Source organism: Candidatus Zixiibacteriota bacterium (assembly GCA_040752595.1).
Classification (GTDB): Bacteria; Zixibacteria; MSB-5A5; order WJJR01; family WJJR01; genus JACQFV01.
Window position 1 is genome coordinate 122,547 of sequence record JBFMGX010000004.1, and the last position, 24,556, is coordinate 147,102.

The 24,556-nt window shown below is 64.1% G+C and carries 17 protein-coding genes; all 17 read left to right on the plus strand.

Annotated features, from left to right (window positions below; translation table 11 throughout):
• The first annotated feature begins 82 nt into the window (after positions 1-82).
• The 17 genes from murF to coaD all read left to right on the plus strand — a co-directional run bounded on the left by murF (position 83) and on the right by coaD (position 24,500).
• Positions 83-1,474, plus strand: a complete 1,392-nt coding sequence (gene murF / locus AB1792_00985) for a UDP-N-acetylmuramoyl-tripeptide--D-alanyl-D-alanine ligase (protein MEW5700790.1) — start codon at positions 83-85, stop codon at positions 1,472-1,474.
• 20 nt (positions 1,475-1,494) lie between these two features.
• Positions 1,495-2,583, plus strand: coding sequence for a phospho-N-acetylmuramoyl-pentapeptide-transferase (gene mraY / locus AB1792_00990; protein MEW5700791.1), 1,089 nt, complete (start codon positions 1,495-1,497; stop codon positions 2,581-2,583).
• Between the two features lie 117 nt (positions 2,584-2,700).
• Positions 2,701-4,131 (plus strand): UDP-N-acetylmuramoyl-L-alanine--D-glutamate ligase, encoded by a 1,431-nt coding sequence (murD, locus tag AB1792_00995; GenBank protein ID MEW5700792.1) that lies wholly within the window; start codon positions 2,701-2,703, stop codon positions 4,129-4,131.
• On the plus strand, positions 4,128-5,294 hold the full coding sequence (locus AB1792_01000) for an FtsW/RodA/SpoVE family cell cycle protein (GenBank protein MEW5700793.1): 1,167 nt from the start codon (positions 4,128-4,130) through the stop codon (positions 5,292-5,294). Before murD ends, AB1792_01000 begins: the two co-directional genes overlap by 4 nt.
• Before the next feature lie 69 nt (positions 5,295-5,363).
• A complete protein-coding gene (locus AB1792_01005; GenBank protein MEW5700794.1) occupies positions 5,364-6,464 on the plus strand; it encodes a UDP-N-acetylglucosamine--N-acetylmuramyl-(pentapeptide) pyrophosphoryl-undecaprenol N-acetylglucosamine transferase in 1,101 nt (366 codons plus the stop codon).
• Between the two features lie 5 nt (positions 6,465-6,469).
• A complete protein-coding gene (murC, locus tag AB1792_01010) occupies positions 6,470-7,867 on the plus strand; it encodes a UDP-N-acetylmuramate--L-alanine ligase (protein MEW5700795.1) in 1,398 nt (465 codons plus the stop codon).
• Positions 7,868-7,884: 17 nt separating this feature from the next.
• Positions 7,885-8,799 carry a hypothetical protein gene (locus AB1792_01015; GenBank protein ID MEW5700796.1) on the plus strand — a complete coding sequence of 305 codons (915 nt, stop codon included), beginning with the start codon at positions 7,885-7,887 and terminating at the stop codon, positions 8,797-8,799.
• A complete protein-coding gene (gene ftsA / locus AB1792_01020) occupies positions 8,796-10,022 on the plus strand; it encodes a cell division protein FtsA (protein MEW5700797.1) in 1,227 nt (408 codons plus the stop codon). Before AB1792_01015 ends, ftsA begins: the two co-directional genes overlap by 4 nt.
• A gap of 109 nt (positions 10,023-10,131) precedes the next feature.
• Positions 10,132-11,373, plus strand: coding sequence for a cell division protein FtsZ (gene ftsZ, locus AB1792_01025; protein ID MEW5700798.1), 1,242 nt, complete (start codon positions 10,132-10,134; stop codon positions 11,371-11,373).
• A gap of 443 nt (positions 11,374-11,816) precedes the next feature.
• Entirely contained in the window at positions 11,817-13,937 is a 2,121-nt protein-coding gene (gene recG / locus AB1792_01030) for an ATP-dependent DNA helicase RecG (protein ID MEW5700799.1), read from the plus strand.
• Between the two features lie 275 nt (positions 13,938-14,212).
• Complete coding sequence (locus tag AB1792_01035; GenBank protein ID MEW5700800.1) at positions 14,213-14,557, plus strand: DUF1844 domain-containing protein; 345 nt, start codon at positions 14,213-14,215, stop codon at positions 14,555-14,557.
• Entirely contained in the window at positions 14,554-15,504 is a 951-nt protein-coding gene (murB, locus tag AB1792_01040) for a UDP-N-acetylmuramate dehydrogenase (protein MEW5700801.1), read from the plus strand. Before AB1792_01035 ends, murB begins: the two co-directional genes overlap by 4 nt.
• A 188-nt stretch (positions 15,505-15,692) precedes the next feature.
• On the plus strand, positions 15,693-21,797 hold the full coding sequence (sprA, locus tag AB1792_01045) for a cell surface protein SprA (GenBank protein ID MEW5700802.1): 6,105 nt from the start codon (positions 15,693-15,695) through the stop codon (positions 21,795-21,797).
• Positions 21,798-21,947: 150 nt separating this feature from the next.
• Positions 21,948-22,823, plus strand: coding sequence for a M28 family peptidase (locus AB1792_01050; protein ID MEW5700803.1), 876 nt, complete (start codon positions 21,948-21,950; stop codon positions 22,821-22,823).
• A gap of 20 nt (positions 22,824-22,843) precedes the next feature.
• Positions 22,844-23,362 (plus strand): helix-hairpin-helix domain-containing protein, encoded by a 519-nt coding sequence (locus tag AB1792_01055; protein MEW5700804.1) that lies wholly within the window; start codon positions 22,844-22,846, stop codon positions 23,360-23,362.
• A complete protein-coding gene (rsmD, locus tag AB1792_01060) occupies positions 23,359-23,961 on the plus strand; it encodes a 16S rRNA (guanine(966)-N(2))-methyltransferase RsmD (GenBank protein MEW5700805.1) in 603 nt (200 codons plus the stop codon). Before AB1792_01055 ends, rsmD begins: the two co-directional genes overlap by 4 nt.
• Positions 23,958-24,500, plus strand: coding sequence for a pantetheine-phosphate adenylyltransferase (gene coaD, locus AB1792_01065; GenBank protein MEW5700806.1), 543 nt, complete (start codon positions 23,958-23,960; stop codon positions 24,498-24,500). Before rsmD ends, coaD begins: the two co-directional genes overlap by 4 nt.
• The last annotated feature ends 56 nt before the right edge of the window (positions 24,501-24,556 follow it).

A 24,556-nucleotide genomic window follows, 5' to 3' on the forward strand; every position in this document is an offset into this window, starting at 1 on the left:
GTCCAGGGGGGGATCCATCGCCGAGTCGAAGATTTCCGCGCCCTTGGGCGCGTGGCGATAGAATCGAACGCACGTGATTCGGATGAGCGCCGAGACGGCCTGTCAGGTGATGGGGGGTGTGCTCGCGAACGCCGCGCTGTCGAAGCGACGCTGGCGCGGCGTCTCCGTCGACACGCGCACGCTGCACCCCGGCAATGCCTTCTTCTGTCTGCAGGGCGAGAACAGTGATGGCCACCGGTTTGTATCCGCTGCCGTCAAACAGGGGGCGGGGCTCATCGTCGCCGAGCGGGGCAGAGCGCTCCGCTGGCGCAATTGGTCGTTGCCGGTGATCGGGGTGGATGATCCATTGACCGCGCTCGGCGATCTGGCGGCGGCCTATCGGGGCACCTTCTCCACCCGCTATGTCGCCGTCACCGGCTCGGTCGGGAAGACGACAACCAAGGAGCTGATCGCGGCGGTGCTATCATCCCGCGGTCGCGTTTTCAAGTCTCCCGGCAACTTCAACAACCTGATCGGCATCCCGTTGGCCATTCTGGGACATGCCTCTCCCGGTGTTTCCGCCTGCGCTCTGGGCGTGCTCGAATTCGGCATGTCCACACCCGGCGAGATCGCCCGTCTGACCCGGATCGTCGCCCCGTCATGGGGCGTCGTGACCCGTATCGGTGCGGGGCACCTGATGCAGATGAAGTCGGTGGCCGCCGTGGCGCGCGCCAAACGCGAGTTGTTCGACTACGCGTCGCCGGGATTGGCGGCGTTTCTCAACATCGATGATCCCTATCAGTGCGGTTGGATGGCGCACTGGCGGCGGCACACGGTCACCTATGGTGTTGATCGTGCCCAAGCCGCCGATTTCTTCGCCGACGAGATCACCGCGACCGCGCGCGGTCTCCGTTTCCGCGTCAATCGCCGTCACCGGTTCGAGCTGGCGTTGGCCGGTGAATACAACGTCCCCAATGCGCTGGCTGCGATTGCGGTGGGGAGGCATCTCGGCATCACCTTCGATGCCATGATCGCATCGTTGCGTCGCGCGCGCGGCGCGGCGCATCGGTCGCGCATCGTACGCGAGGGTGGCGTGGTCGTCATTGAGGACTGCTACAACGCCAACCCGACCTCGATGCTGGCGGCCCTCGCCTCATTGACCCGATGGCCCGCGCCCGGTCGCCGCATCGCGGTCCTCGGTGCCATGCGGGAATTGGGGGAGTCTTCGCGCCGCTGGCACCAACGCGTCGGCCGAGCCGCTGATTCCCTCGATGCCGTCGTCACCGTCGGACGGGATGCGCGCGCCTTCCATCCGCGAACGGGCCGGGCGGAGTGGCGGAATGTACCGGATCGCGGTGCGGCGGTGGCCGCCCTGCGCAAAACCCTGCGTCCCGGGGATGTCGTGTTATTGAAGGCATCGCATGCGGAGGCCTTTGAGGAGATTGCCGTCAAGCTGCGCGGGCATCTGATGCAGCGTCCGCGGCCATCACGCTGAGTCGGATCCGGAGACACGCCATGTTCTACCATCTCCTCTATCCGTTGCGCGATTTCATCTCGGGGCTCAATCTCTTCCGGTATATCACGTTTCGTGCCGCCTATGCCGTCGTTACGGCGCTGGTGATCTCGATCTGGTTCGGTCCGTGGATCATCGCCATGCTCAAACGGCGTCAAATCGGCGAGAAGATCCGTCCTGAGGGACCGAAGACCCACTACGCCAAGGAGGGCACGCCGACCATGGGAGGGTTGGTCGTTCTCCTGGCTGTCCTCGTGCCGACGCTGCTTTGGGCCGATTTGACCAACCGCTACATCCAGCTCATCCTCGTCGTCACCGCCGGGATGGGCGTGATCGGGTTCATCGATGACTATTACAAAGCGGTCCGCAAACAACACAAAGGGCTGGTCGCCAAGAAGAAGCTGGCGGGACAACTGATCCTCGGTTTGGGGCTCGGGATCGCGCTCTTCACTTGGCCGCCCTCGTCTGAGTTCTCGACGACCAGCACGGACGTCCCCTTCTTCAAGAACCTGGCGCTCTATCTCGGTGTCTTTTTCATCCCCTTTGTACTGCTGGTGGTTGCGGCGACGTCGAACGCGGTCAATCTGACCGACGGGCTGGACGGTCTGGCCATCGGGTTATGCGGGATTGCGTTCATCGCCTTCGCCGGGATCGCCTATGTCACCGGTCACGTCCAATTCTCCCGCTATCTGGCCATTACGTATTTGCCGGGAGCCGGGGAGCTGACCGTCTATTGCGCCGCGGCGTTGGGGGCGTGCCTTGGTTTTCTCTGGTTCAATGCACACCCGGCCGAGGTCTTCATGGGCGACACCGGGGCCCTGGCGCTGGGGGGCGCGCTGGGGACGATGGCCATCCTGACCAAAAAGGAGATCCTCCTGTTGATCTTGGGAGGCGTCTTCGCGGCCGAGGCGCTGTCGGTGATTGTGCAGGTCGGGTATTTCAAGTGGACCGGCAAACGCATCTTCCGCATGGCGCCGTTGCACCACCACTTCGAGCTCCTCGGCTGGCCGGAGCCGAAGGTCGTCATTCGTTTCTGGATCATCGGCGCCATCTGTGCGCTGTTGACGTTGTCGACGCTGAAGATTCGTTGATGCCGGCAGGCGGCGGGTTCATGGCAGGGGAACCTGGTCCATCAGATTTCCGCGACGATGCGAGGATTGCTTCGACAGGCACCCCAGGCGCGTAAGAAGATGCGAGTGCTTTCGACGATGAATCGTCCGCAGCGAGCGACATCCGGCAACGGCCGCACTTCATCCCCAAGACGAGTGGAGGGGGCGGCTGCGGTCGTCGTTGGGATGGCCCGGTCCGGGCTCGCGGCCACGCTGCTTCTCGCGGAGAAGAGGGCGCGCGTCTTCGTCTCCGACTCCGGCCATGCCACCGCGTTGGCCTCGGCGATCCGCGTGCTCACGGCCCGGGGGATTCCGCATGAGATCGGCGTGCATTCCATCGGCTGTCTTGAGGGTGTCGATTTCGTCGTTGTCAGCCCAGGCGTGAAGGACGACAATCCATTGGTCATTGCGGCGCACGGCCGCGGCATCCCGATTTACTCGGAACTCGAAGTTGCCTCCTGGTTCACCACGGCGCCGATTCTGGCCGTCACCGGCGCCAATGGCAAGACGACGACGACGGCGTGGCTGGGAGCGATCTATGCCGCTGCCGGGCGCGAGGCGCAGGTCGGCGGGAACATCGGACGGGCATTCGCCGATTTCGCTCCCCTGTTGTCCGCGCACGAGCGTGCCATTCTGGAAGTCTCCAGCTTCCAGTTGGAACGCATCGAGACGTTCCGCCCGCATGTCGCTGCCGTCCTGAACATCACGCCGGACCATCTCGATCGTCATGGCTCGATGCCCGAGTACACGCGGCTGAAGTTCCGCCTTCTGGAGAACCAGACTCCTGCGGACTGCGCCGTTCTCAATGCCGACGATCCTGTCGTCGTCACGTGGGATCGCGAGCATCATCCCGGGCACGGGCGGCGTTGGAGCTTCTCGTCGCACGAGACGCCTCCCCCCGGAGTCTGGCTGGCACATGAGCACTTGGAGTATGACACCGGTTCTGAACGCGGCATCATTCCCGGATCAGAGCGATTGATTCCGCCGGGGCAACACAATCGCCTCAATGCCGCCGCCGCGGTGGCGGTGGCACTGGCCGATGGACTGATGCCCGAGGAGATTGCGCCGGGGTTGATCCACTTCTCCGGTTGTGAGCACCGGCTGGAGCATGTCGCGGACGTGAACGGGGTCGCCTTTGTGAATGATTCCAAGGCGACCAATCCCGACAGTGTCGCCAAGGCGATCGTCTCTTTTGAACGCCCGCTGGTCGTCATCATGGGCGGGTTGGACAAGGGGACCGACTTTTCGCCATTGGCCGATGATCTGGTCCGGCATGCCCGTGCGCTCATTCTGACCGGAAAGGCGGCACCCAAGCTTGAGGTCGAATTGGGAACGCGTCTGCCCTACCGAACCGCGCCCCGTTTTGCCGATGCCTTCGCCGCCGCGGTCGACACGGCGCAACCCGGGGATGTCGTTCTGCTCTCGCCGGGATGTGCCAGCTTCGACCAATTCGACAACTACGAGCACCGCGGGCGTGTGTTCAAACAACTCGTGGCCGAGCTCGCCGGCGACGCGGGAGGCGGATCATGACCGGGCCTCGTGCCCTCGCCGATGGCATTCTGGCCATGGTCAGTCCCGCCGCGCAACAGCCGGGACAAAGGCGCCGTCCCCGTGTGCCGCCCGCCGACCGGCTGATTTGGACCGCCGTGATGGCGCTGATGTCGCTCGGCACCGTGATGGTCCTGTCATCATCGGTGATGCTTGCCGACCGCAAGTTCGGCGCGCCTGGGTTCTTCTGGACACGTCAACTACTCTGGTGGGGCTTGGCGACGCTGCTGTTGGTGATCTCCTCGCGGCTCGATCATCGCCGGTTTCGGTTCTGGGCGTTGCTGATCCTGCTGTCCGGCCTCGCGGGGTTGCTCGTTGTTCTGCTCTTGCCCCCGGTTAAGGGTGTCCATCGCTGGATCACCGTTGGTCCATTGAGTTGGCAGCCCGCCGAGGGGTTCCGGTTGGCCTTCGTTGTCTATGCCGCGGCCTTTCTGGCCAAGCGTGGGGACGAAATCGTCTGGTTCCGTCGTTGGTGGGTGTTGGTTGCCGTTCTGACGGCCGGGTCGGCTTTGCTGATGCTGCAGCCCGAGTTCTCGGCGGTCCTGACTCTATGGGCGACCGCGGGGATTCTGCTGGTCGCCGCAGGAATTCGCTGGCGGCATATTCTCCCGGCTCTGAGTATTGCCGTTGTCGCCGCTTTCGTCATCGTCTATGGGTTCGGCTACAAGAAGTCGCGCGTCGACGACTGGCAGGCCGGACTAACCGTTGCCGATGGCTCCTATCAGGTCCGGCAATCGAAGATCGCACTCGGGTCCGGCGGCCTTCTGGGGCAGGGATTGGGACAGGGGCGCGCCAAGATGTCGTATCTTCCCGAGCCGCACACCGATTTCATTCTCTCGTCGATCGGCGAGGAACTCGGTTTTGCCGGCGTCACGCTGGTTTGGCTGGCGTTCGGGCTCCTTGTATACCGGGGCTGGAAGGCGGCGATGCGTGCCCCCGACCGTTTCGGATACCTGCTCTGCATCGGGATCGGCGGCTCGCTGTTTGTCAACTCCGTTCTCAATGCGGCGGTGGCGACCGGGCTATCGCCTTCGACCGGGCTGCCGCTTCCCTTTGTTAGCTATGGAGGTTCTTCGTTGTTGTGTACGGCGATTGGCTGGGGCATGGTCCTCAACGTGTCGCGTTTCCGGGTGGCGTGCGGTTAGGGGCTTCGAGTGAAACAGGTCGCGTCCCAACAGGGCTTGAGGCGCAACGGCGACGGCATGAGAATTCTGATGGCGGCAGGGGGAACCGGCGGACATTTGATCCCGGCGATACGTATTGCCGAGGGAATCACCCGCCGGCAGGCGCGGGCCGAGTTTCTCTTCGCGGGATCGGATCGGGGCTTTGAGGAGAGCGTCGTGACCGCGCGCGGGTATCGCTATGTCGGGCTACCCGCCCGCGGTCTGTCGCGCTCGCGCATCTGGCGCAACGTCGGCGCGGTCTTTGCCAATCTGCGGACGGCGCGTCTGGCGCGACGACACGTACGGGATTTTCATCCTGACGCCGCCGTCGGCTGCGGCGGTTACGCCGCGTATTTCCCCATCCATGCCTGTGCCGCCGCCGGCGTCCCCTATGTCCTGCAGGAACAGAACCGGATTCCCGGTCTGACGACACGATGGCTCGCCAAGCGGGCCGAGGTCACCTTCACCGCCTTTGCGGAAAGCCGGGACCATCTGCCCAAGGCGCGGCATGTCGAATGGGTCGGCAACCCGATCGATCCACGCCTGGCGACACTCGATCAGGCGTCAGCCCGGCGAACTTGGGGGCTGGAGGACGAGGCGCGTGTCGTTTTGATCACCGGTGGCTCGACCGGCGCGCGGGCGATCAATCGGAATGTCGCGCGCGGTCTGTCGACTCCGACCCCGGATGGTCTGATTGTTGTTTTGTGGCAGACGGGGGCGCAAGGGGCCGACTGGAACGGGAAGGCCGCAACGGGATGGACCGTGCGCCCCTTTGCCTTCACCGACCGCATGACCGAGGCGTTTGTCGCCGCCGACCTGATCATCTCGCGGGCGGGGGCGCTGACAGTTTCGGAAATCTGCGCCGCGGGAAAGCCGGCGGTGCTGATCCCGTACCCCTTGGCGACCGCCGACCACCAGACGCACAACGCCCGTACCCTGGTCGAGGTCGGTGGCGCGATCCTGATCGAAGACAATCGTCTCGGCGATGTCTCGCTGTTGGAGTTGGCGGGGCGATTGTTGGCGGATCGCGACGGTCTCGGGCGAATGAGTGAGGCCAATCGCTCGCTGGCCCGGCCGCAGGCCGCCGACCTGATCGCCCGGCGTGTCATCGACTTGGCGTACCGTCCACACGCCGCGCGCGCACAGAGCTGAACACCATGTGGAATCGTCGCGTCAAGAGACTGCACTTCGTCGGCATCGGCGGCGCGGGAATGTCCGGGATCGCCGAGATTCTCGCCGCCACCGGCTTTGTCGTCTCCGGTTCCGATCTGGCCGAGTCCGAGACGACGATGCATCTGCGCTCGCTGGGAATCCCCTGTGCGATCGGCCATGATCCCGGCCACATCGCCGGTGCCGATGTCGTTGTGATCTCCTCGGCGGTCGGCGAGGACAACCCCGAGGCGCGCGCCGCGCGCGCGGCGCACATCCCGGTCATTCGCCGCGCCGAGATGCTCGGCGAATTGATGCGCCTGAAGTTCTCGATCGGCATCGCCGGCACGCACGGCAAGACCACCACGACGTCGATGATCGGTCACATCCTCACGCGCGCCGGTTTCGATCCCACGATCATCGTGGGCGGGCGGTTGGTCAATCTCGACGCCAATGCCCAGTTGGGTCAAAGCCAGTATCTCGTCGCCGAGGCCGACGAATACGATCATTCGTTCCTGGTGCTGCATCCCACCGTGGCCTTGGCGACGAATCTGGAGGAGGATCACCTCGACTGTTATGCCGACTTGGCCGACCTGCAGGAGAATTTCCTGATGTTCTTTCAGCGCGTTCCTTTCTATGGAACGGTGCTGACGAATGCGCTGTCTCCGGCCTTGGCGGCGATTGCGCCGCGCATCAACCGGCGCCATCGCGCCTACGGGGTCGGCGGTCCCGCGGATGTCGTCGCCGCCGCACTGAGTGTCTCCGCTCGATCCAGTCGCTTCGAGTTGGTGTGCGACGGTGCGAATCTGGGTGTGATTGATGTTCCCCTGCCGGGACGTCACAATGCGGAGAATGCCCTGGCCGCCTGTGCGGTGGCGCTGGAACTCGAAGTCCCCTTCACCGCGATCCACGAGGCGCTGGCGAGCTTCACGAGCGTCGGCCGTCGCTTCGAGATCAAGGGATCGGTCGGCGACATCACCGTTGTCGATGACTATGCCCACCACCCGACCGAACTGCGCGCGGCGCTGACGGCTGGTCGGGCGTGGCTGGAGGGCAAAGGACGCCTCCTGGTGATCTTCCAGCCCCACCTGTATTCGCGCACACAGCACTTCCAGCACCAATTCGCGTCCGCCTTGTCGCTGGCCGACGGCGTGATCCTGGCTCCCATCTATGCGGCCCGGGAGCAGCCGATTCCGGGCGTGACATCGCAACTGATCGCAGCGCCGCTCGCCCACGAGACGTTCCCACTCGGCTGCATCGTGGCCGATCGCTTGGAAACCATCCCCGAGCGTGTGGCGGAACGCGCCCGGCCGGGAGACTTGGTGATGACCATCGGCGCCGGATCGATCTATCGGACCGGTCCGGAAATCCTGGCGCGCCTGCAACCCGAATTCGTGAAGGGCTGATGGAGACCCACCGGACCATGGCAACTGCCGCAACGGGCGCACTGCCACGCCCTCACCACGGCCTACTGGGCCGGTGGAAATGGCGGTTGTGGGCGCTCGCTTTTGACATGACAGCCCTCGGTGTCATCGCAGCGCTCTGGCACTGGCCGCTGGTCCGGGTTGGTGCGATCATTGTCGATGGGCCGCCGGCTTGGCGCGACGAGGTCGTCGCCTCCGTGCCTCTACCCCCTGACTCGAACTTGTTCCGCACGGACATCGACGCCATCGATCGTCAGTTGGCGGCAGTGTTCAACGATCGGGCGCTCTGCCAAGTCAGACTGCAATGGCCGGGCACACTCGCTGTCCGTCTGGTGCCGATTCTCCCCGTGCTCCGGGCGGATGGGGTTTCCCATGCCGCTCCTCTGGCGGTCGCCGTCAGCGGTGCCCTCATGACGGAGCGACCCGGCCTGCCCGCGCTGCCCATCTGGCGCGCCGAGACCGGTTCCGCTGACGACCGCGGTCTGGGGCAACAGGCGAAGCTCGCCGCCGGGTCATGGGCGGAGGTTGTGGACGCCGACGAGCGCTATCAGCACGCGATCTCTGAGTGGTCGCATACGGCCGATGCTGGGTGGACGATGATCGCCGCCGACGGCCGGACGCGCGTCCTTCTGGGCAAATCCGGATTGAGGGGGCGCGCCGCGGCTGTCGCGGGGCTTTTGGAACGAAGCGATTCGCTCCTGTTGCATCCCTGTCTGATCGACGCGCGGTTCGGTGGATTGATCGCTGTGCGGCCGCTGGCGGAACCATCCGATTCCGCCGCCGCCGATTCGCTGACGACCGACAGAGCGGCGGGCCGGTCGCGGCCGGCCATCTCCGGTGCGGTTTCTGCCGGGACCAACACGACAAAAACTCGCCCTTCCCGGGCGCGCCCAAGCGCGAAAGGAACAACATGAACGAGCAACCACCGGCATTCGCCGCCCTGGACATCGGGACAGCGTCGATCACCGCCCTCTTGGCCGAGTGGGTGGAGGGGGAGACCTGGAAGATCGTCGGAGTGGGACGAACCCCGGCCACCGGGCTTCGCCGGGGCGTCATTGTCGATCTGGAGCGGACCACGGAAGCGATCGCTCGCGCCGTCGCCGCGGCCGAGATGATGGCCGGCGGGTCGGCCGGTGCGTTGCACGTCAACATCGGCGGCGATCATGTGCGCAGTCTCAATTCGCGTGGCGTCGTCGCCGTGGCGCATCGCGGTGATCCGATCGACAGCGGTGATGTGGATCGCGTCATGCAGGCGGCCCGCGCGATTCCCGTCCCACCCGACCGCGAAGTCCTGCATGTCCTGGCCCAGGAGTTCCTGGTCGACGATCAGGGTGGGATCAAGGACCCCATCGGCATGACCGGCGCGCGGCTCGAAGCCGCGGTGCACATCGTCACCGGATCGGCCCTGGCGGTCGGCAACATCCACCATTGCATCGAAAAGGCCGGCTACGAGCTCGGATCGCTGACGCTGTCGTCCCTGGCGGCGGCGGAGGCGGTCTTGACCGAGCGCGAGCGTGAAATGGGCGTCGCGCTGGTCGACATCGGTGCGACATTGACCGACGTGGTCGTGATCGCTGACGACGCCGTGCGCCACACCGGCAGTCTCCCCTTGGGTGGTCGTCACGTGACCAATGACCTGGCGATCGGTCTGCGCACCCCGGTGGATGAGGCCGAGCGGCTGAAGATCGAATTGGGCGCACTCGCGGTCGATGCCGGCGATGACGACGAACCGTTGCTTGTTCCGGTCGTCGGCGATCAGCCGTCGCGCGCGATTTCACGACGGGTCATTGCGGCCATCGTCGGGCCCCGACTGGAGGAGATCTTCCAGTTGGCCAAGTCTGAGATTCGCAAGGCCCCGTCGACCGATCACCTCACCTCGGGGATCGTTCTGACGGGGGGAGGCGCCGCCGTGGCGGGGGCCACGGAACTGGCCGAACGCATCTTCGACCTCCCGGTGCGCGTGGGACGGCCCGTCGGCCTCTTGGGACTGACGGATGTCGCCGGGACGCCGGCCGATGCCGCCGCCGTCGGCTTGGTCCGTCTGGCCGCCAGGGCGGCGCGCAGCGCGCCGCCGCCGCGCGGAGCGTTTCGGCGCCTGGCCAGTCGGATCTCCCATGTGCTGTCCGAGTTCATCTGAGGATCGGAGCGGGATCGCGGTGCCGCCGCATGTAACTATATAATAAACTATACAAAAACATATCTAATGAACTATAATCAATAATCACCAATCTCGCAAGGGGGCAGGCATGACATTCGAATTCGCAGGCGAAGGGGACGCTTCGGCGAAGCTGAAAGTGATCGGCGTCGGCGGCGCCGGCGGCAATGCCGTCAACCGGATGATCGCCGCCGGATTGACGGGGGTCGAGTTTCTGGCGATCAACACCGACGCGCAGGACCTGGAACACTCGCGCGCCGATTGCCGCATCCAGATCGGCGGGCAGGTCACGCGCGGGCTGGGGGCCGGGGCCGATCCCGACGTCGGGCGTCGGGCCATCGAGGAGGATCGCGACCTCGTCAGCGCGGCGTTGGCGGGCGCCGACATGGTCTTTGTCACCGCCGGCATGGGCGGCGGCACCGGAACCGGCGCGGCTCCGGTGATCGCCGAGCTGGCCAAGCTGCAGGGCGCGCTGACCGTCGGGATCGTCACCAAACCCTTCGCCTTCGAGGGAAAGAAGCGCATGGACCGCGCCGACGACGGCATCGCGGAGCTCAAACAGAAAGTCGACACCTTGATCTGCATTCCCAACCAGCGCCTCCTGGCGATTGTCGACAAGACCACGCGCCTGACCGACGCGTTCTGCGTTTGCGACGAGATTCTCCACCAGGCGACGAAGGGGATCGCCGACTTGATCACGGTGCCGGGGCTGATCAATTGCGACTTCGCCGATGTGCGGACGGTGATGCGCGAGATGGGCGATGCCATCATGGGGACCGGGCGTGCCGAGGGCGAGGGCAAGGCCGCCGCGGCCGCCAAGGCGGCCATTCATTCGCCGCTCCTCGAAGACGTCTCCATCAGCGGCGCCCGCGGCGTCTTGGTCAACATCACCGGCGGTCCCGACCTGACGCTCTTCGACGTCAACGAGGCCTCCTCGATCATCTCCGAGGCGGCGGGCGACGAGGCGAACATCATCTTTGGTGCGGTCATTGACCCGCACTTGGGCGCCGAGATCCGGGTCACCGTCATCGCCACCGGGTTCGGCGGCCGGCGCGTCCGTGCCCTCGACATCGAGCATCTCGAACATCCCGAAACGCCGGCCCGTCTCAAAACACCCCTGCGGTTGCGTGTCTCTGGGTCGCCGATCGACCTGTTCGTCGGCGGCAAGCCGGGACATGGCGGAACGATGTCCGGACTCTCCTGCGGCGACAGCGATGTTCTGGCGCAGCCGCGCCTCACCGGCGACGACGCCGACAACCTCGACGTTCCAGCGTTCGTTCGGAAGCACTTCATCCGCGCCGAAAGCCTCGGTGCGACCGACGAGAACGCCTGAGGTTCCTTCTGGACCGCACGGGCGGGGAATGACGTACAGATTCCCCGCCCGTTGCGCGTTGCTACGACCTACGTATTCGCGAACAGAGGCGTCGGGTGCGTGCTCTGCTTGTGGCGAGCGACTTGTCCTGAGCGGGGTCGAAGGAAGCCGAGCCGCACGCACCGACAGCGGGTTGAAAACCCGCTGTCCTCTGAACGGTGGACAGGGGGCTTTCAGCCCCCTGATGGTGGGCCGAGCCCACTCTACGATCCCACCATCTCGGGAGGACAAAGGGCTTCACCCCCTTGCAGCGATTCGACCACGGGCGACGGGAGCAAGGGGTTGAAACCCTTGACCTCGGATATTACCACATAGCCCCGAAGGGGCGAAAGAACATCGCCCCCAGTTTCTGATAACCGCCCTCGCCCGAACTCCCTATCCTATCGATCCGGATGGAGGGGACGGTGCTCTCACGCCAATCCGATGAACACGACGGCCTCTGGACGAAGCCCGTGACCTACCTCAAGGGTGTTGGTCCCCGGCGCGCCCAATTCCTCGCCACGCAGGGGATCGAGACCACTGCCGACCTGCTCCTGCACCTGCCGCGCCGCTACCTCGACCGCTCCAATGTCGTGCCGATCGGCTCCGCTCCGGCGGAGGAGACGGTCACCGTCATCGGCCGCGTGATGGCCACAGGAATCCTCAAGGGACGAAAATCCCGCTTTGAAGCGATCCTGTCCGATGGGAGTGGGCAGATCAGTCTTTTGTGGTTTGCCGGTTGGCGCTACTTGGAGAAGTCGATCAAGAAGGGCGCAATCCTGGCGGCCTCGGGAAACGTGACTTGGTACCTGGGCCGTGAACGGCAGATCGTGCATCCGGAATTCGAGTTCTTGGAAGACAAAGATATTGAGGATCTGACCCACACGGCGCGGGTCATCCCACTCTACCCCTCCGGAGAGGGTTGGCGCGCGATCGGCTTGGAATCACGGGCGTTGCGACGAATCATCAAGCCGGTCATCGATGGCGCGCTCGCCAATCTCGTCGATTACCTCGACGATGACATGCGCGCCTCTCTGGCGTTGCCCGCTCTTTCGGCGGCGCTGGCGCAGGTGCATTTCCCCGACACGCTCGCCGGCGCCGAAAGAGCCCGGGCGCGTCTTGTGTTCGATGAGTTCTTCTTTCTGGAACTGGCGCTGGCCCGGCGGCGGGTCCTGATCGATCGCGGCCACGATGGGCGGGCTTGCTCATCGGTCGGACGCTGGGCGCGACAAATCGTCGATCATCTTCCATGGACCCTGACTGCTGCCCAGAAACGCGTCACCGGCGAGATCACCGCCGATTTGCGCAGTGAGCGGGCGATGCGACGGCTCCTGCAGGGGGATGTCGGCTCGGGCAAGACGATCGTCGCCGCGCTGGCACTCGCGCAGTGGGCGGAGGCCGGTGCGCAGTCAGCGCTCCTCGTGCCCACCGAAATCCTGGCGGAGCAGCACCACCACACGTTGACGACCTTGATGGCGCCCGCCGGCATCGACCCGGTCCTGCTCACCGGTTCGCTTCCCACACGCGAAAAGAAGGCCGTCACAGACCAGGTCCGATCGGGCCAGGCACGGGTCATCGTCGGTACGCACGCGCTTTTGACCTCAGGTGTGGACTTCGCCGACCTGGCACTCGTCGTCATCGATGAGCAGCATCGCTTCGGCGTGGCGCAACGCGAACAGCTTGTCGCCAAAGGGAGGCGACCCGACCTGTTGGTCATGACGGCCACGCCGATTCCCCGGACGCTGGCCATGACCCTCTATGGCGACCTCGACGTCTCGATTCTGGATGAGCTCCCGCCGCGTAAAGGGACGGTGCGCACCGTGTGGCGCACCGAAGAGGCGCGCGACAAGATCTACCAGTACATCAGCGACACGACGGCGGCCGGGAATCTCGTGTACATCGTCTATCCACTGGTCGAGCAATCGGAGAAGCTCGATCTGAAGGCAGCAACTGCCGGATACGACGATTTGGCGCGTCGCTTCACCGACCGCCGCGTTGCCCTCGTGCATGGACGGACCCCGGCGCGCGATCGCGCCGAGATCATGAGTCGATTCTATGGGGGCGAGCTCGACGTCCTCGTTTCCACGACGGTCATTGAAGTCGGTGTCGATGCGCCCGATGCCCGCCTCATGGTCATCGAGAATGCCGAGCGCTTCGGGCTGTCGCAGTTGCACCAGTTGCGCGGTCGCATTGGCCGCGGCCCAGGGCAGTCGATCTGCGTCCTGATGCTCGGTGGCCCCGCCGGACCGGTCGCCACCGAGCGCGTGGAGACCATGTGCCGCACGTCGGACGGCTTCGAGATTGCGGAAGTCGATCTGCGTCTGCGCGGCCCCGGCGAGTTCCTCGGGACGCGGCAGCACGGCATCCCCGAGTTCAAGATCGCCCATTTGGTCCGGGATGCGGCGCTGTTGGAACCGGCGCGCCGGATGGCATTTGCCATCGCCGCCGAAGATGACGCCATGAGGAATCGCCCCCAACGCCGGGGGCTGTGGGCCGAATGGAAGCGGCGCTTCGGGCCGCGGGAGCGTCTGCTGGCAGGGGGGTGATGTCCGCGCCGACTGCATGCCCGAATACGTGTTCATCCGGCGGTGCACGCTGCAATTCACTCCAACCCTCTTCATGAAAGGAAGAGGGGGAATGCTAACCTCTCCCTCCGGCTTGCCCCGAGCCGGGTCGAGGGGGACAGGTCGATCCGCCGCAGGCGGATCGGCTTGTCCTGAGCGCAGCCGAAGGAGTGAGGGATCTCTTCAGCCCGTGAAGTCTCGTTCCCCTATGGCGCCAAAGCCGCCCACACCCTACTTTCCATCACGATGGAGGCACGATGACTGGCCCAGATCCTCTGTGGATGGGACTGATCGCCTCGCTCCAGGCCAGCGCGATGATGCAACTGGGCAAGGTCGTTCATCCGCTGACCGGAAACGTCGAGCGCGATCTGGCTCAGGCCAAGGACACGATCGATCTGTTGACTATGCTTGAACGGAAGTGCCAGGGGAATCTCACCGCCGAGGAGCAGCGGTTTCTGGAACATGCGCTCTTCGAGCTGAGAATGAACTACCTCGATGAGTCCGAGCGACCGGACGACGCGGCATCCTCATCCAGTGCTGAAGCGGATCGATCCAGCACCCGGGGCGGTGGTGAGGGCGTCGATCCCAACAACTCCCAATGACTTCGCCAGACCATCAGATCACCGGAACATCGTCCCCGCCTTGGGCCAGACCGTTGGGCGGTCGCCTTCAGGCGGATGTTCCCTTGGGGCCGTTGACGACGCTGAAGATCGGAGGACCGGCGGAATGGTATTTCGCCGCACAAACCAGGGATGATCTGGTCGCGGCGCTGCGACTGGCACGAGGCGCGGACATCCCGCTGACGCTCCTGGGAGATGGCTCGAATGTTCTGATCTCCGATCGAGGAGTACGTGGTCTGGTTGTACACAACCGCGCCGGGCGGATCGAGCGCCGTGGTGACGACATCTACTGTGAATCGGGGGCACTGCTGGCCGACCTGGTCGAGCGTTCAGGCGATGAGGGGCTGACCGGGATGGAGTTTGCCACCGGCATCTATGGGACCGTCGGTGGAGCGGTCTTCGGCAATGCCGGTGCCTATGGGAAGTCGATGGCGGATATCTTGGCCTGGGTCGAAGTCCTGACCACAGAAGGGGAGCTGGTCAGAATCGTGCCGGCGGGGATGGAGTTTTCCTATCGACGTTCCGGGTGTAGTGCTCATGGGTGGATCGTGGTTGCATGCCAGGTGCAACTTGCCCAGGGTGACCGAGGGGCGATTGCGGCCGAGATTGCCCGGATTCTGTCGCTCCGGGCGACCAAGCTCCCCAAGGATCTACCTTCCGCCGGGTCATACTTCAAGAACATCGAGGATCCGACCGCCGAGTTCGGTAAGATCCCCGCAGGCAGACTGCTGGAAGCGGTTGGGGCCAAGGCGCTTCGGGTGGGTGATGCGGCCGTCTACGAGCATCACGCCAATGTGATCGTCAATCTTGGCCATGCCCGGGCCGCCGATGTACTCGCATTGGCGGATTCGATGAAGAGGCGAGTCAAGGAGCGCTATGGAATCGAGCTCGACAACGAGGTACGATTCGTCGGGATCCCGCATGATTGACTGGTCCGGGTCCGCCGGTCAGGGGTATGATCATGTTGGTAGGAGGGCTCTTGTTGCCGTAAGCGCCCGCCGCGTGTATATTTGCGTCGAAATGGGCACCACACTTGCGTATCTTCTCTGGACACCTCAAATGGAAGGAGAATCTATCGATAATACCGATTGATTGGTGATCACCCCATGAGGGTGGAGTGCAACGTTTGCACCGCGGTTACCACAATCGAAGATTGCTCAAAGCGTGCCGACCAACCGGTCTGGCTATCTCGCTGTTCCTGCTCTCGTGGCAGGTTCCCGTCTGCCTCAAAGCGGCCCCCGGCCTTTCCTATAGGCCGTTGCGAAGTGATTCGTTACAGTTCATCCTCACGGCTCCACAAAAAGACAGTGTCATCACGTTCGATGCCGGTCGATTGATCGCGCCGGCGACGCCGCCGACCCGTGCGCGTTCCCCGTGGGCTCTGGACTTGGGTCCGACGCGCGAGGTCGGGGCGGATTCCCTCGATCTGCAGACTTACATCGCCTTCCGGAATCAGAATGCCGTGGTCGGCGGCTGGAACACGCGCGTGACCACGCTCCTGAAGCAGAGCGATGCCCAGAAGCGGGGTGCGCTCAAAATCGGACTGGCGCTCCCGTCGGCGATGGAGAGCATCGTCGGTGAGGGCGGGGCGGGACTCAAAGTCTCCGGGTATCGGCGCATCTTGTTCTCCGGTCGCTCGCAGTGGACGGATGCCGCCAATGTCGCCGCGATCCGTCAGAGCCGGTTCCCCTCGCTGACCATGCAGCAGGACGCCCGCTTCACGGTCGAGGGAACTGTCGGCTCGAAGATATCGGTCAAGGTCGACCAGGACTCCAAGCGCACGACCGACCTAGAGAACCGCATCATCCTACGCTATAAGGGCGATGACGACGACGTCCTGCAGTCCGTGGATTTGGGCAACACGACGCTGTCGCTCTCCGACGCGCGATTTGTCGGCTACAGCCAGCAGATCCAAGGGCTCTTTGGGATCTCGGCCGGCGGCAAGGTGGGACCGGTCGGATTCAAGGTGATCGCCTCCCAGGAGAAGGGGAACACGACGCGCAGTCGCCTGACGGCCGGCGCGAACGAGCAGAGCATCATCGTTCGCGACTACAGCTATGATCGCTACCGGTTCTTCGATCTGGCGAGGATCGGGGATTCGACCTACTGGAAACCGGGCGACAGCATCATCGCCTTCAACCTGTTCATCAGCGCCGGGTCGATCGATCCCAACAATCCGCAGGCCGTCGCCTATCCCAATTGGCGGGACCGCACCGGTTCCCGCGACTCGGTCGTCCAGCAGTTTCGTCAATTGAGTCTCGTCGACGCCGACGGGAGGGGCGACTACGTTCTGGTGCCCGGACAGTTCTATGTCTGGTTTCCCACGCGCCTGCAGAACATCCAGAACCAGACCCTCGCCTACTACATGGAGATCGACACCAACAATGACAAGGTGCCGGATGCCATCTTCGGCGATCTCAGCGGGTTGGATCGAGGGGAGCCTCTGCGCCTGCAGCTTCTGAAACGCAGTTCCCCCAGCCCCGATGACGGGCTCTGGAACGCGGAATGGAAGAACGTCTACGATTTGCGCATCCGCAACATCGACTATAATGACCTGACCCTGGACATCTACAAAGGTCAGCGGGGTGACGAGGACAATCGTGCCAACCCCAACAGCAATGACGACGGCACGCAGTTTCTGCAAGTACTCGGGCTGGACTCGGTGAACGCGACGGGACAATCGAACCCCGACAACAAGGTCGATGACAACCCTACCATTCTCAATCGCTCGGCCGGTTTGCTCATCTTCCCCAATCGCTATCCGTTCGCTGATGTCGCCGCCTTGGGCACGGACACGGTGTCGGCGCTCTACAACACGGCCGAGAACCAGCGCCTGCTGGAGGCGTCGAAGTACTATATCAAAATCACGACACGGCAGCGCTCGCGCACGTTGCGCCTCGGAGCGATCAACATTCTCGAAGGCTCGGAGGTGGTCACCTACAACAACACCCGCCTGAACCGCGGCTCCGACTACGACATTGACTACAACATCGGCGAGATCACCTTCCTGCGTGATGAGGTGCTCGACGCCACCGCCAATGTCACCATCGACTACGAGTACTCGCCGTTCATCTCCGCCGAGAAACGCTCGCTCTTCGGCGCTTCGTTGCGCTACGACGCCGGGCAGAGCTTCCGCACCGGAACCACGGTGCTCTACAAGGGGACCAAAGCCACCGATCGCCCGGCGCAGTTGGGCCAGGAACCGTATCGCGATCTGGTCGCCGAGCAGTTTCTGAACTGGAGTGTGTCGCCGACGTTCCTGACGCGCGTCGCCGATGCGATTCCGCTGGTGAAGACGGAGGCCCCCAGCCGCATCGACTTCCAGGGGGCCGTCGCGCGGTCGATCCCGAATCCCAACACGAAGGACCAGGTCTACGTGGACGATTTCGAGGGTGCCAAACGGGCCCAGAGTCTCGGCGTCTTGCGCGAAACCTGGTCGATCGCGTCTCCGCCGTCGGTCGATCAGCAGGATCCCTCGCTGACGCTCCCGACCCGCGGCTTCCACGACCCTGGGTTCATCTGGTTCAATCCGTACACGCAGTTTGAAGACATCGACGTCTATGATCGCGATCCCGAGCGCAATCGCGCCTCCGATCGCCGCATCCATGTCCTGGTCCTCGAATCGCGTCCGCAGAAATCCCGGACGATCGAGCCCGGCACCGACCCCAAGTCCGCCTGGGGCGGAATCATGCGGGGCCTTCCCGGCAGCGCCCAGATTCAGTCCGGCGCCGAGTATCTCGAATTCCGCATGGCCGTCGCCGCCAAGGGACACACACCGGGCGTGCTGCACCTGGACTTGGGACGCATCTCCGAGGATGTCGATGGCGGAGGAACACTCAGCACGGAGGATCAAGAACGCGGTGTTCCCCCCTTCCGAAATCGCATTCTCGACGCCGACGAGGACACCGGCCTCGATGGCGTTCCCGATTCGCTGGAGCAGGGGTATGATCCGGTCAACAACCCCGATCCCGCCGGAGACAACTGGGACTATGACAACAGCATCGACCGCCGCAACGACTACGAGCGCATCAATGGCACGGAGAAGAACGTGCGTGACCCGGTGCGCGGCGTCCGTCCGGACACCGAGGATCTGGGCGGGGAATCCGAGTTCGACCAGATCAACCGCTACTACGAATTCGCCGTCCATCTGGATGATCCCCTCGATCCGGCGCTGGTGCCGAACTCGGAGAAGGTCTCGGGCGACAAGACCGGCTTCGCCGAACAACTGGTCTGGAAGACCTATCGGATTCCCCTGTGGGACTCCCGTTGGTACACGGCGTTCGCCGACGCCGGGGGGAAGCCGGACTCCAACAAGATCCAATTCGCCCGGATGTGGCTCTCCGGGGCCGATTCCACGACCCGTATCTACTTCGCCGCCGTGGACATCGTCGAGCGCACCTGGGAAAGTTCGATGCGCGATGCCGACTCATCCGATATCTATATCCATGATCGTCGCAAGGGGACCTACCCGGATGCCGCCACCACACGGCGCGTGGATCCGGGTCCGACTCCGGCCTTCCAACTCGGCGTCGTCAATACCGAGGAGAACAAGGACTACTTCTCTCCCCCCGGCGTCAGCGGCTATCGCGATCCGCGCACGCGGTTCACCGAGAAAGAGCAATCGCTCCTGCTCAAGTACGACAACTTCATGGCCGGCGACGTCGGCCGGGCGACCATTCTCCCCGCCAAAGAGGACTTCACGGGGTATCGTTACCTGCGCCTGTTCGTGCACGCCGATTCCGGCGCGGCGGATGGCCGGATGGCCTTCTACTTCCGTTTCGGACAGAATGCATCCGACTACTACGAGTACCTTGATACGCTCGTCTACGACCCGGATCACGACCGCAACTGGGAGGCGAATGCCGTCACGATCGATTTTGATCGCTTGACCGCCATCAAGGAAGACACGACCCGGCAGGATTCCCGGGGAAACTACAACTACTTCGACACTGCGTCGCACAACGGCGTCTACGGCAACCCCAGTCTGGCCAATATCGCCTACCGCGAGTTGGGCCTTGTCGGTCTGGGCAACGGCAGCGAACCGCCCCGCTCAGGCAACGTCTGGATTGACGAGTTGCGTCTGACCGGCGTCCGCAAGGATCCGGGTCTCGCCGCCTCCGGCCGTATGACCTTCCAAATGGCCGACCTTTTCGGCTTCACGGCGGTCGTGGAGGGACAGAACTATGCCTTCCGCCAGTTGACGCAGGGACGCACCAGCAGTGTCTTGGCCGGGGCGACCAGGGTCAACCTCACGCTGAACGGCACCGTGAATCTCCACAAGTTCCTCCCGGAGGCGCTGGGAGCCACTCTGCCGGTTGCGGTCAATGCCACGCGCAACACAACGACGCCGCGGCTGAAGGCCGGATCGGACATCGTCCTGACCCGCGCCGGGCAGGAGAGCGAGCAGGCCACGCTCAAAAGCGTTGGGGTCTCGTTCCCGATTCAGGTGCGCCCCAAGACGCACAACTGGCTGGTCAACTCGACCATCGGCGCGGTCACGTTGCGCTTCAACGCCGGCCGCTCCTGGTCGCGCACGCCGCCCACGACACTGTATTCCAAGACCGAGACGTATCAAGCCGACGCCGGATACTCGCTCAAGTTCAAAGAACGGCTGACCTTCCCGGCGCTGTTCTGGACACGATTCTTGCTCCTGCCGCGACGGGTCTATGGCACGCCGCTGTCCATCCTGCCGACCACGTTCAGTGCGTCCGGTTCGGTGGCGCGCACTTCTGGCCGCATCCGCAACAACAAGAACGTGACTACCGATACGTACACCCGCACGTTCCGGGGCAACTCGACCGTCGCCCTGCAGCCCATCCCCGCGTTGAGCGCCAGCTACGACATGTCCACGCAGCGTGACCTGTCGGACCCGGAGCTGGTCAAGCTCAGCGTCAACCCACGCGAGCTCCGGCTGGGTAACGAGTTGAACTTCACGCAACGTCTTACGTCGAACTACCGACCGCAGTTGTTTTCGTTCTTCTCGCCGTCGTTCGCCTATTCCGCGACCTTCGCCGACAACATCGACCGCGTCTGGCGCGACCACGACGTCAGTGTGGACCGTAATTGGTCGGCCAATGGTACATTTGATCTGCAGAAGTTCTTGAACGCCCTCAGTCTGCGGCGATCAAGGCCCCCGACTCAGGCCCGACCGTCCAGTCCACAGCGGCGCGAGTCAGCCGGCCCGGCATCGGGTGACGATGCCAAGAAGGACACAACGACGGCGCCGACGCCGAAGCCGTCCGGACAGGGAGGATTCGTCGCGTTCGGTGCTTGGGATGCTCTACTGAGTGGGCTCCGCTGGCTGACCAGTCCGATCGGAGCCATGAGTCTGAGCTATGGCCGCTCCGATCGGGATGCGCGTCAGAATCTCGCCAACCGGCCGTCGCAGTTCTATCAATTCGGTTGGCGCCTGGATGAGCTGGTGCCCCGGTCTGCCACGGGCATCCAAGGGACCGGCCAGGTCGACTCACGCTCACGACGCGAGACGTACGGCGTGAAGAACCAGTTGAACTTCTTCAAGATCCTGACCTTCGGCAGCAGCTACGGTTTCAGCCGTACGCAGAACGTCACTGCCGGAAGTCGCACCCGCGCGGAGGGGACCGAGTTCCCTTCGTTGACGACGGGATTGCAGCGCCTGGAACGGTTCAAGCCGCTCGGCTGGGTGTTCAGCACCGCCTCCGCGAGTTTCGGCTACACGCGCAAGAAAGAAAAGAGCTACCAGAACGACGATCTCAACGGCAACACTGTCACGGAGGACTTCCGCCCGCTGTTGCGCATCGTCGGTTCCACACGCAAGGGATTGCAGGTCACGATGCAGTGGGACCGGGGTTCCAGCACCAACGAACCGCGATTCTCCGCGGCCAAGACCAAAGGGTCCAGCAGCGGGATGTCGTTGACGACCAACTACACGTTCAGCTCGCCCAACGGCATCCCCCTGCCGATCTTGCGCGCCATCAGATTGCGATCCCAGATGTCGCTGTCGGTTACGCTCACGCGGAAGACCGGCGAGTCATTGAGTGCACCGGTCGGCTCCGACGCCTTCCAACTGACGCAGAGCAACACCGACTTCGGCGTCTCGACCAGCGCGCGCTACTCCTTCTCCACCCGGCTGTCCGGCGGCATGAGTGCGGAATGGACCGACCGATCGGAAAATTCGCAGTCGGCCGGACGGCGCAAGTCCCATGTCCGCTCGCTCGCCCTCTGGGCAGAGTTTACGTTCTGATTCCGATGGACCCGGTGGCTCCGACTCCGCGCCTGTTGGGGTCGTGGTCTCTTGTGTCTTTCTTCCCCAGGCGTGACTTCCTATCTTCGCGGTATGAGTTCGGGTGATCACGGCTCTCGCCATCGCGGTCGGGCGGTCCGGCCCCTTCTCTTGGGACTCACCATCGTGGTGTTCCTCGGCGGATGTGCCCGCTCGCGTCCCACGTTCGACGGCAAGCGTGCGTTTGCCGATCTGCAGACGCAGGTGGACTTCGGGCCGCGGGTCCCGGGGGATGAGGCCCATCGTCGTTGCGCCCAATGGCTGCACGCCCAACTGGCCACTTACGCCGATAGTGTCACAGAGCAGCACTTCTCTGGCGTAATCCCCGGTCGACTCGATTCGGTCGGCATGATCAACATCATCGCCCGCTTTGGAACTCGCGCCGGACGCCGCGTGCTGTTGGGTGCGCACTGGGATACGCGCCCGTGGGCGGACATGGATCCCGACTCCACCAAGTGGTTCCAGTCGTTTGCCGGTGCCAACGACGGCGCTTCCGGCGTGGCCGTCCTCCTCGAAATCGCGCGCGGCCTCGACTCGATACCGCCCCCGGTCGGTGTCGATCTCGTGCTCTTCGATGGTGAGGATGCCGGTGATTACGGCACGACGCCGGGCCTATGGTGCCAGGGATCGACCTATTTCGCCGCGCACCTTCCCACCCGCTACGAATGGGTGATCGTCGTGGACATGGTGGGGGATAGGGACCTCTATCTGCCTCAGGAGGCCTATTCGTTGCGTCTGGCGCGGCCGCTGGCCGATCGCGTCTGGTCATTGGCCGCCCGACTCGGTGAGACGGCCTTTGCCGCCGGTCGCGGCCCGGAGGTCTTCGACGACCACATTCCGTTCCTGATGCGCGGCATTCCGGCCATTGATGTCATCGATTTCGAATATGCGCCGTGGCACACGACGCAGGATGTGGCCGACCGTTGTTCACCGGCATCACTGCGGTCGGTCGGACGGGTCCTGATTGAAACGCTCTATTCCGGATAGCCGCATTCGCAGCGAGAAACATGGAGACCGAGCTCGACAACGACCCGCGCCGTGCGGGTCCCTGTGGATTCTCGCGGACAGAAGTCGGTGCGCTGCTGGTCGTTGTGGCGATTTCTGTTGTCTTGGGGCTCTACGGTTGGTGGGAACGGCGTTCTATGGCCTCTGCCCCGGGATGGGTGATCGAGGACGTCGTCCTCAACGTCGAATCCCGCCCGTCACTCCCGCGCTCCGCCGGTACTGTCGCCGATCACGACGATTCGCTCGGACGGGAGCGGCTGCCGACCGAAACGTCGGTCGACGTCAACCGGGCCACGCTGGCGGACCTGGTGCGGCTCCCTGGGATAGGGCCGCAATTGGCGGCGCGGATCATCCAAGACCGACAATCCCGTGGCCCCTTTACCGATCTGGCCGACATGCAGCGAGTGCGCGGTATCGGTCCCAAGAATGCTGCCGCACTGGCTGGCTGGGTGCGCTTCACCTCTCCCGGTCGCGACAGTATCGGCCGGGAAGGTCCCGATACAACAGTGGGCAAGGATTGAGAATTATCGCCGGACGATACAAGGGGAGGCGTCTGCGGCCGGTTCCCGGGGATACGGTGCGCTCGACCTCCGACCGCGCCAAGGAGTCGCTGTTCAATATCCTGGCTGGCGAGCTTGCGGGGGCTTGGGTACTCGATCTTTTCTGCGGTGCGGGGACACTCGGTCTGGAGGCGCTTTCACGCGGTGCGGCCCGGGTGGTGTTCGTCGATTCCTCCCGCAAGTCACTCAAGCGGGCGGCGGAAAACGCCGCCTCGCTCGGGATTGAATCGGAAGCGGTCTTCTATGGCGCGCAGGCGGCCGTGGCTCTGCGGACTCTGGCCTATAGACGCCTGTCGTTCTCTGTGATCCTCGCCGACCCGCCCTATGGGGAGGGTTGGGCGGCACGGACTCTCACGGCCGTCGCAGAATCCGACTGCCGGGCGGCGGAGGGAGTTCTCGTCATCGAACACCATAAGAAGGATCTCCCCGGCGATCCGCCGGTCGGGTTTTCTCTGTGGACAAGCCGCCGCTTCGGCGATACTGTGATGTCGCTCTGGCGTTGGTCCAGAGGCGGGGATCACGCTGATCGTTCGTCATCCGCCGATCACGGTGCGCCATGACCGAATCCCGACCCACGAGACGTCTCGGGTTGTATCCCGGGAGCTTTGACCCGATCACCCTCGGGCATCTGGACCTGATCGACCGCGCCCTGGCGCTGTTCGACCATCTGTTGATTGCCGTGGCGGACAATCCATCCAAGACACCCGTCTTCTCCGCCGCTGAACGGCAGGCGATGATTGTCGATTCACTCGGATTGCTCAAGGCCCACGAGGCGGTCGCGCGCGTCGAAGTCGTGACCTTTCACGGCCTGGTCGCCGATCTGGCGGTAGACCGGGGGGCGGTGTCGATCATCCGCGGGCTGCGCGCCGTCTCCGATTTCGAGTTTGAGTTCCAGATGGCGCTCACCAACCGCACGCTGGCCCCCGATGTCGAGACCGTCTTCCTGATGCCGAATGCCCGCTACACCTTTCTCTCATCGGCGATCATGAAGAATGTCGCCGCGTATGGGGGGGATGTCTCCCGGTTTGTCCCGCCGGCGGTACATGCCCGCTTCGCCGAGCGCTTCCCCTCTTATGCCCGCCGGCGACGGCCGAAGTAGGCGCTGGTCGCGTCGTCGCCCCTCCCGACTCCCCAACGTCGTCTCCGCTGTAGGGG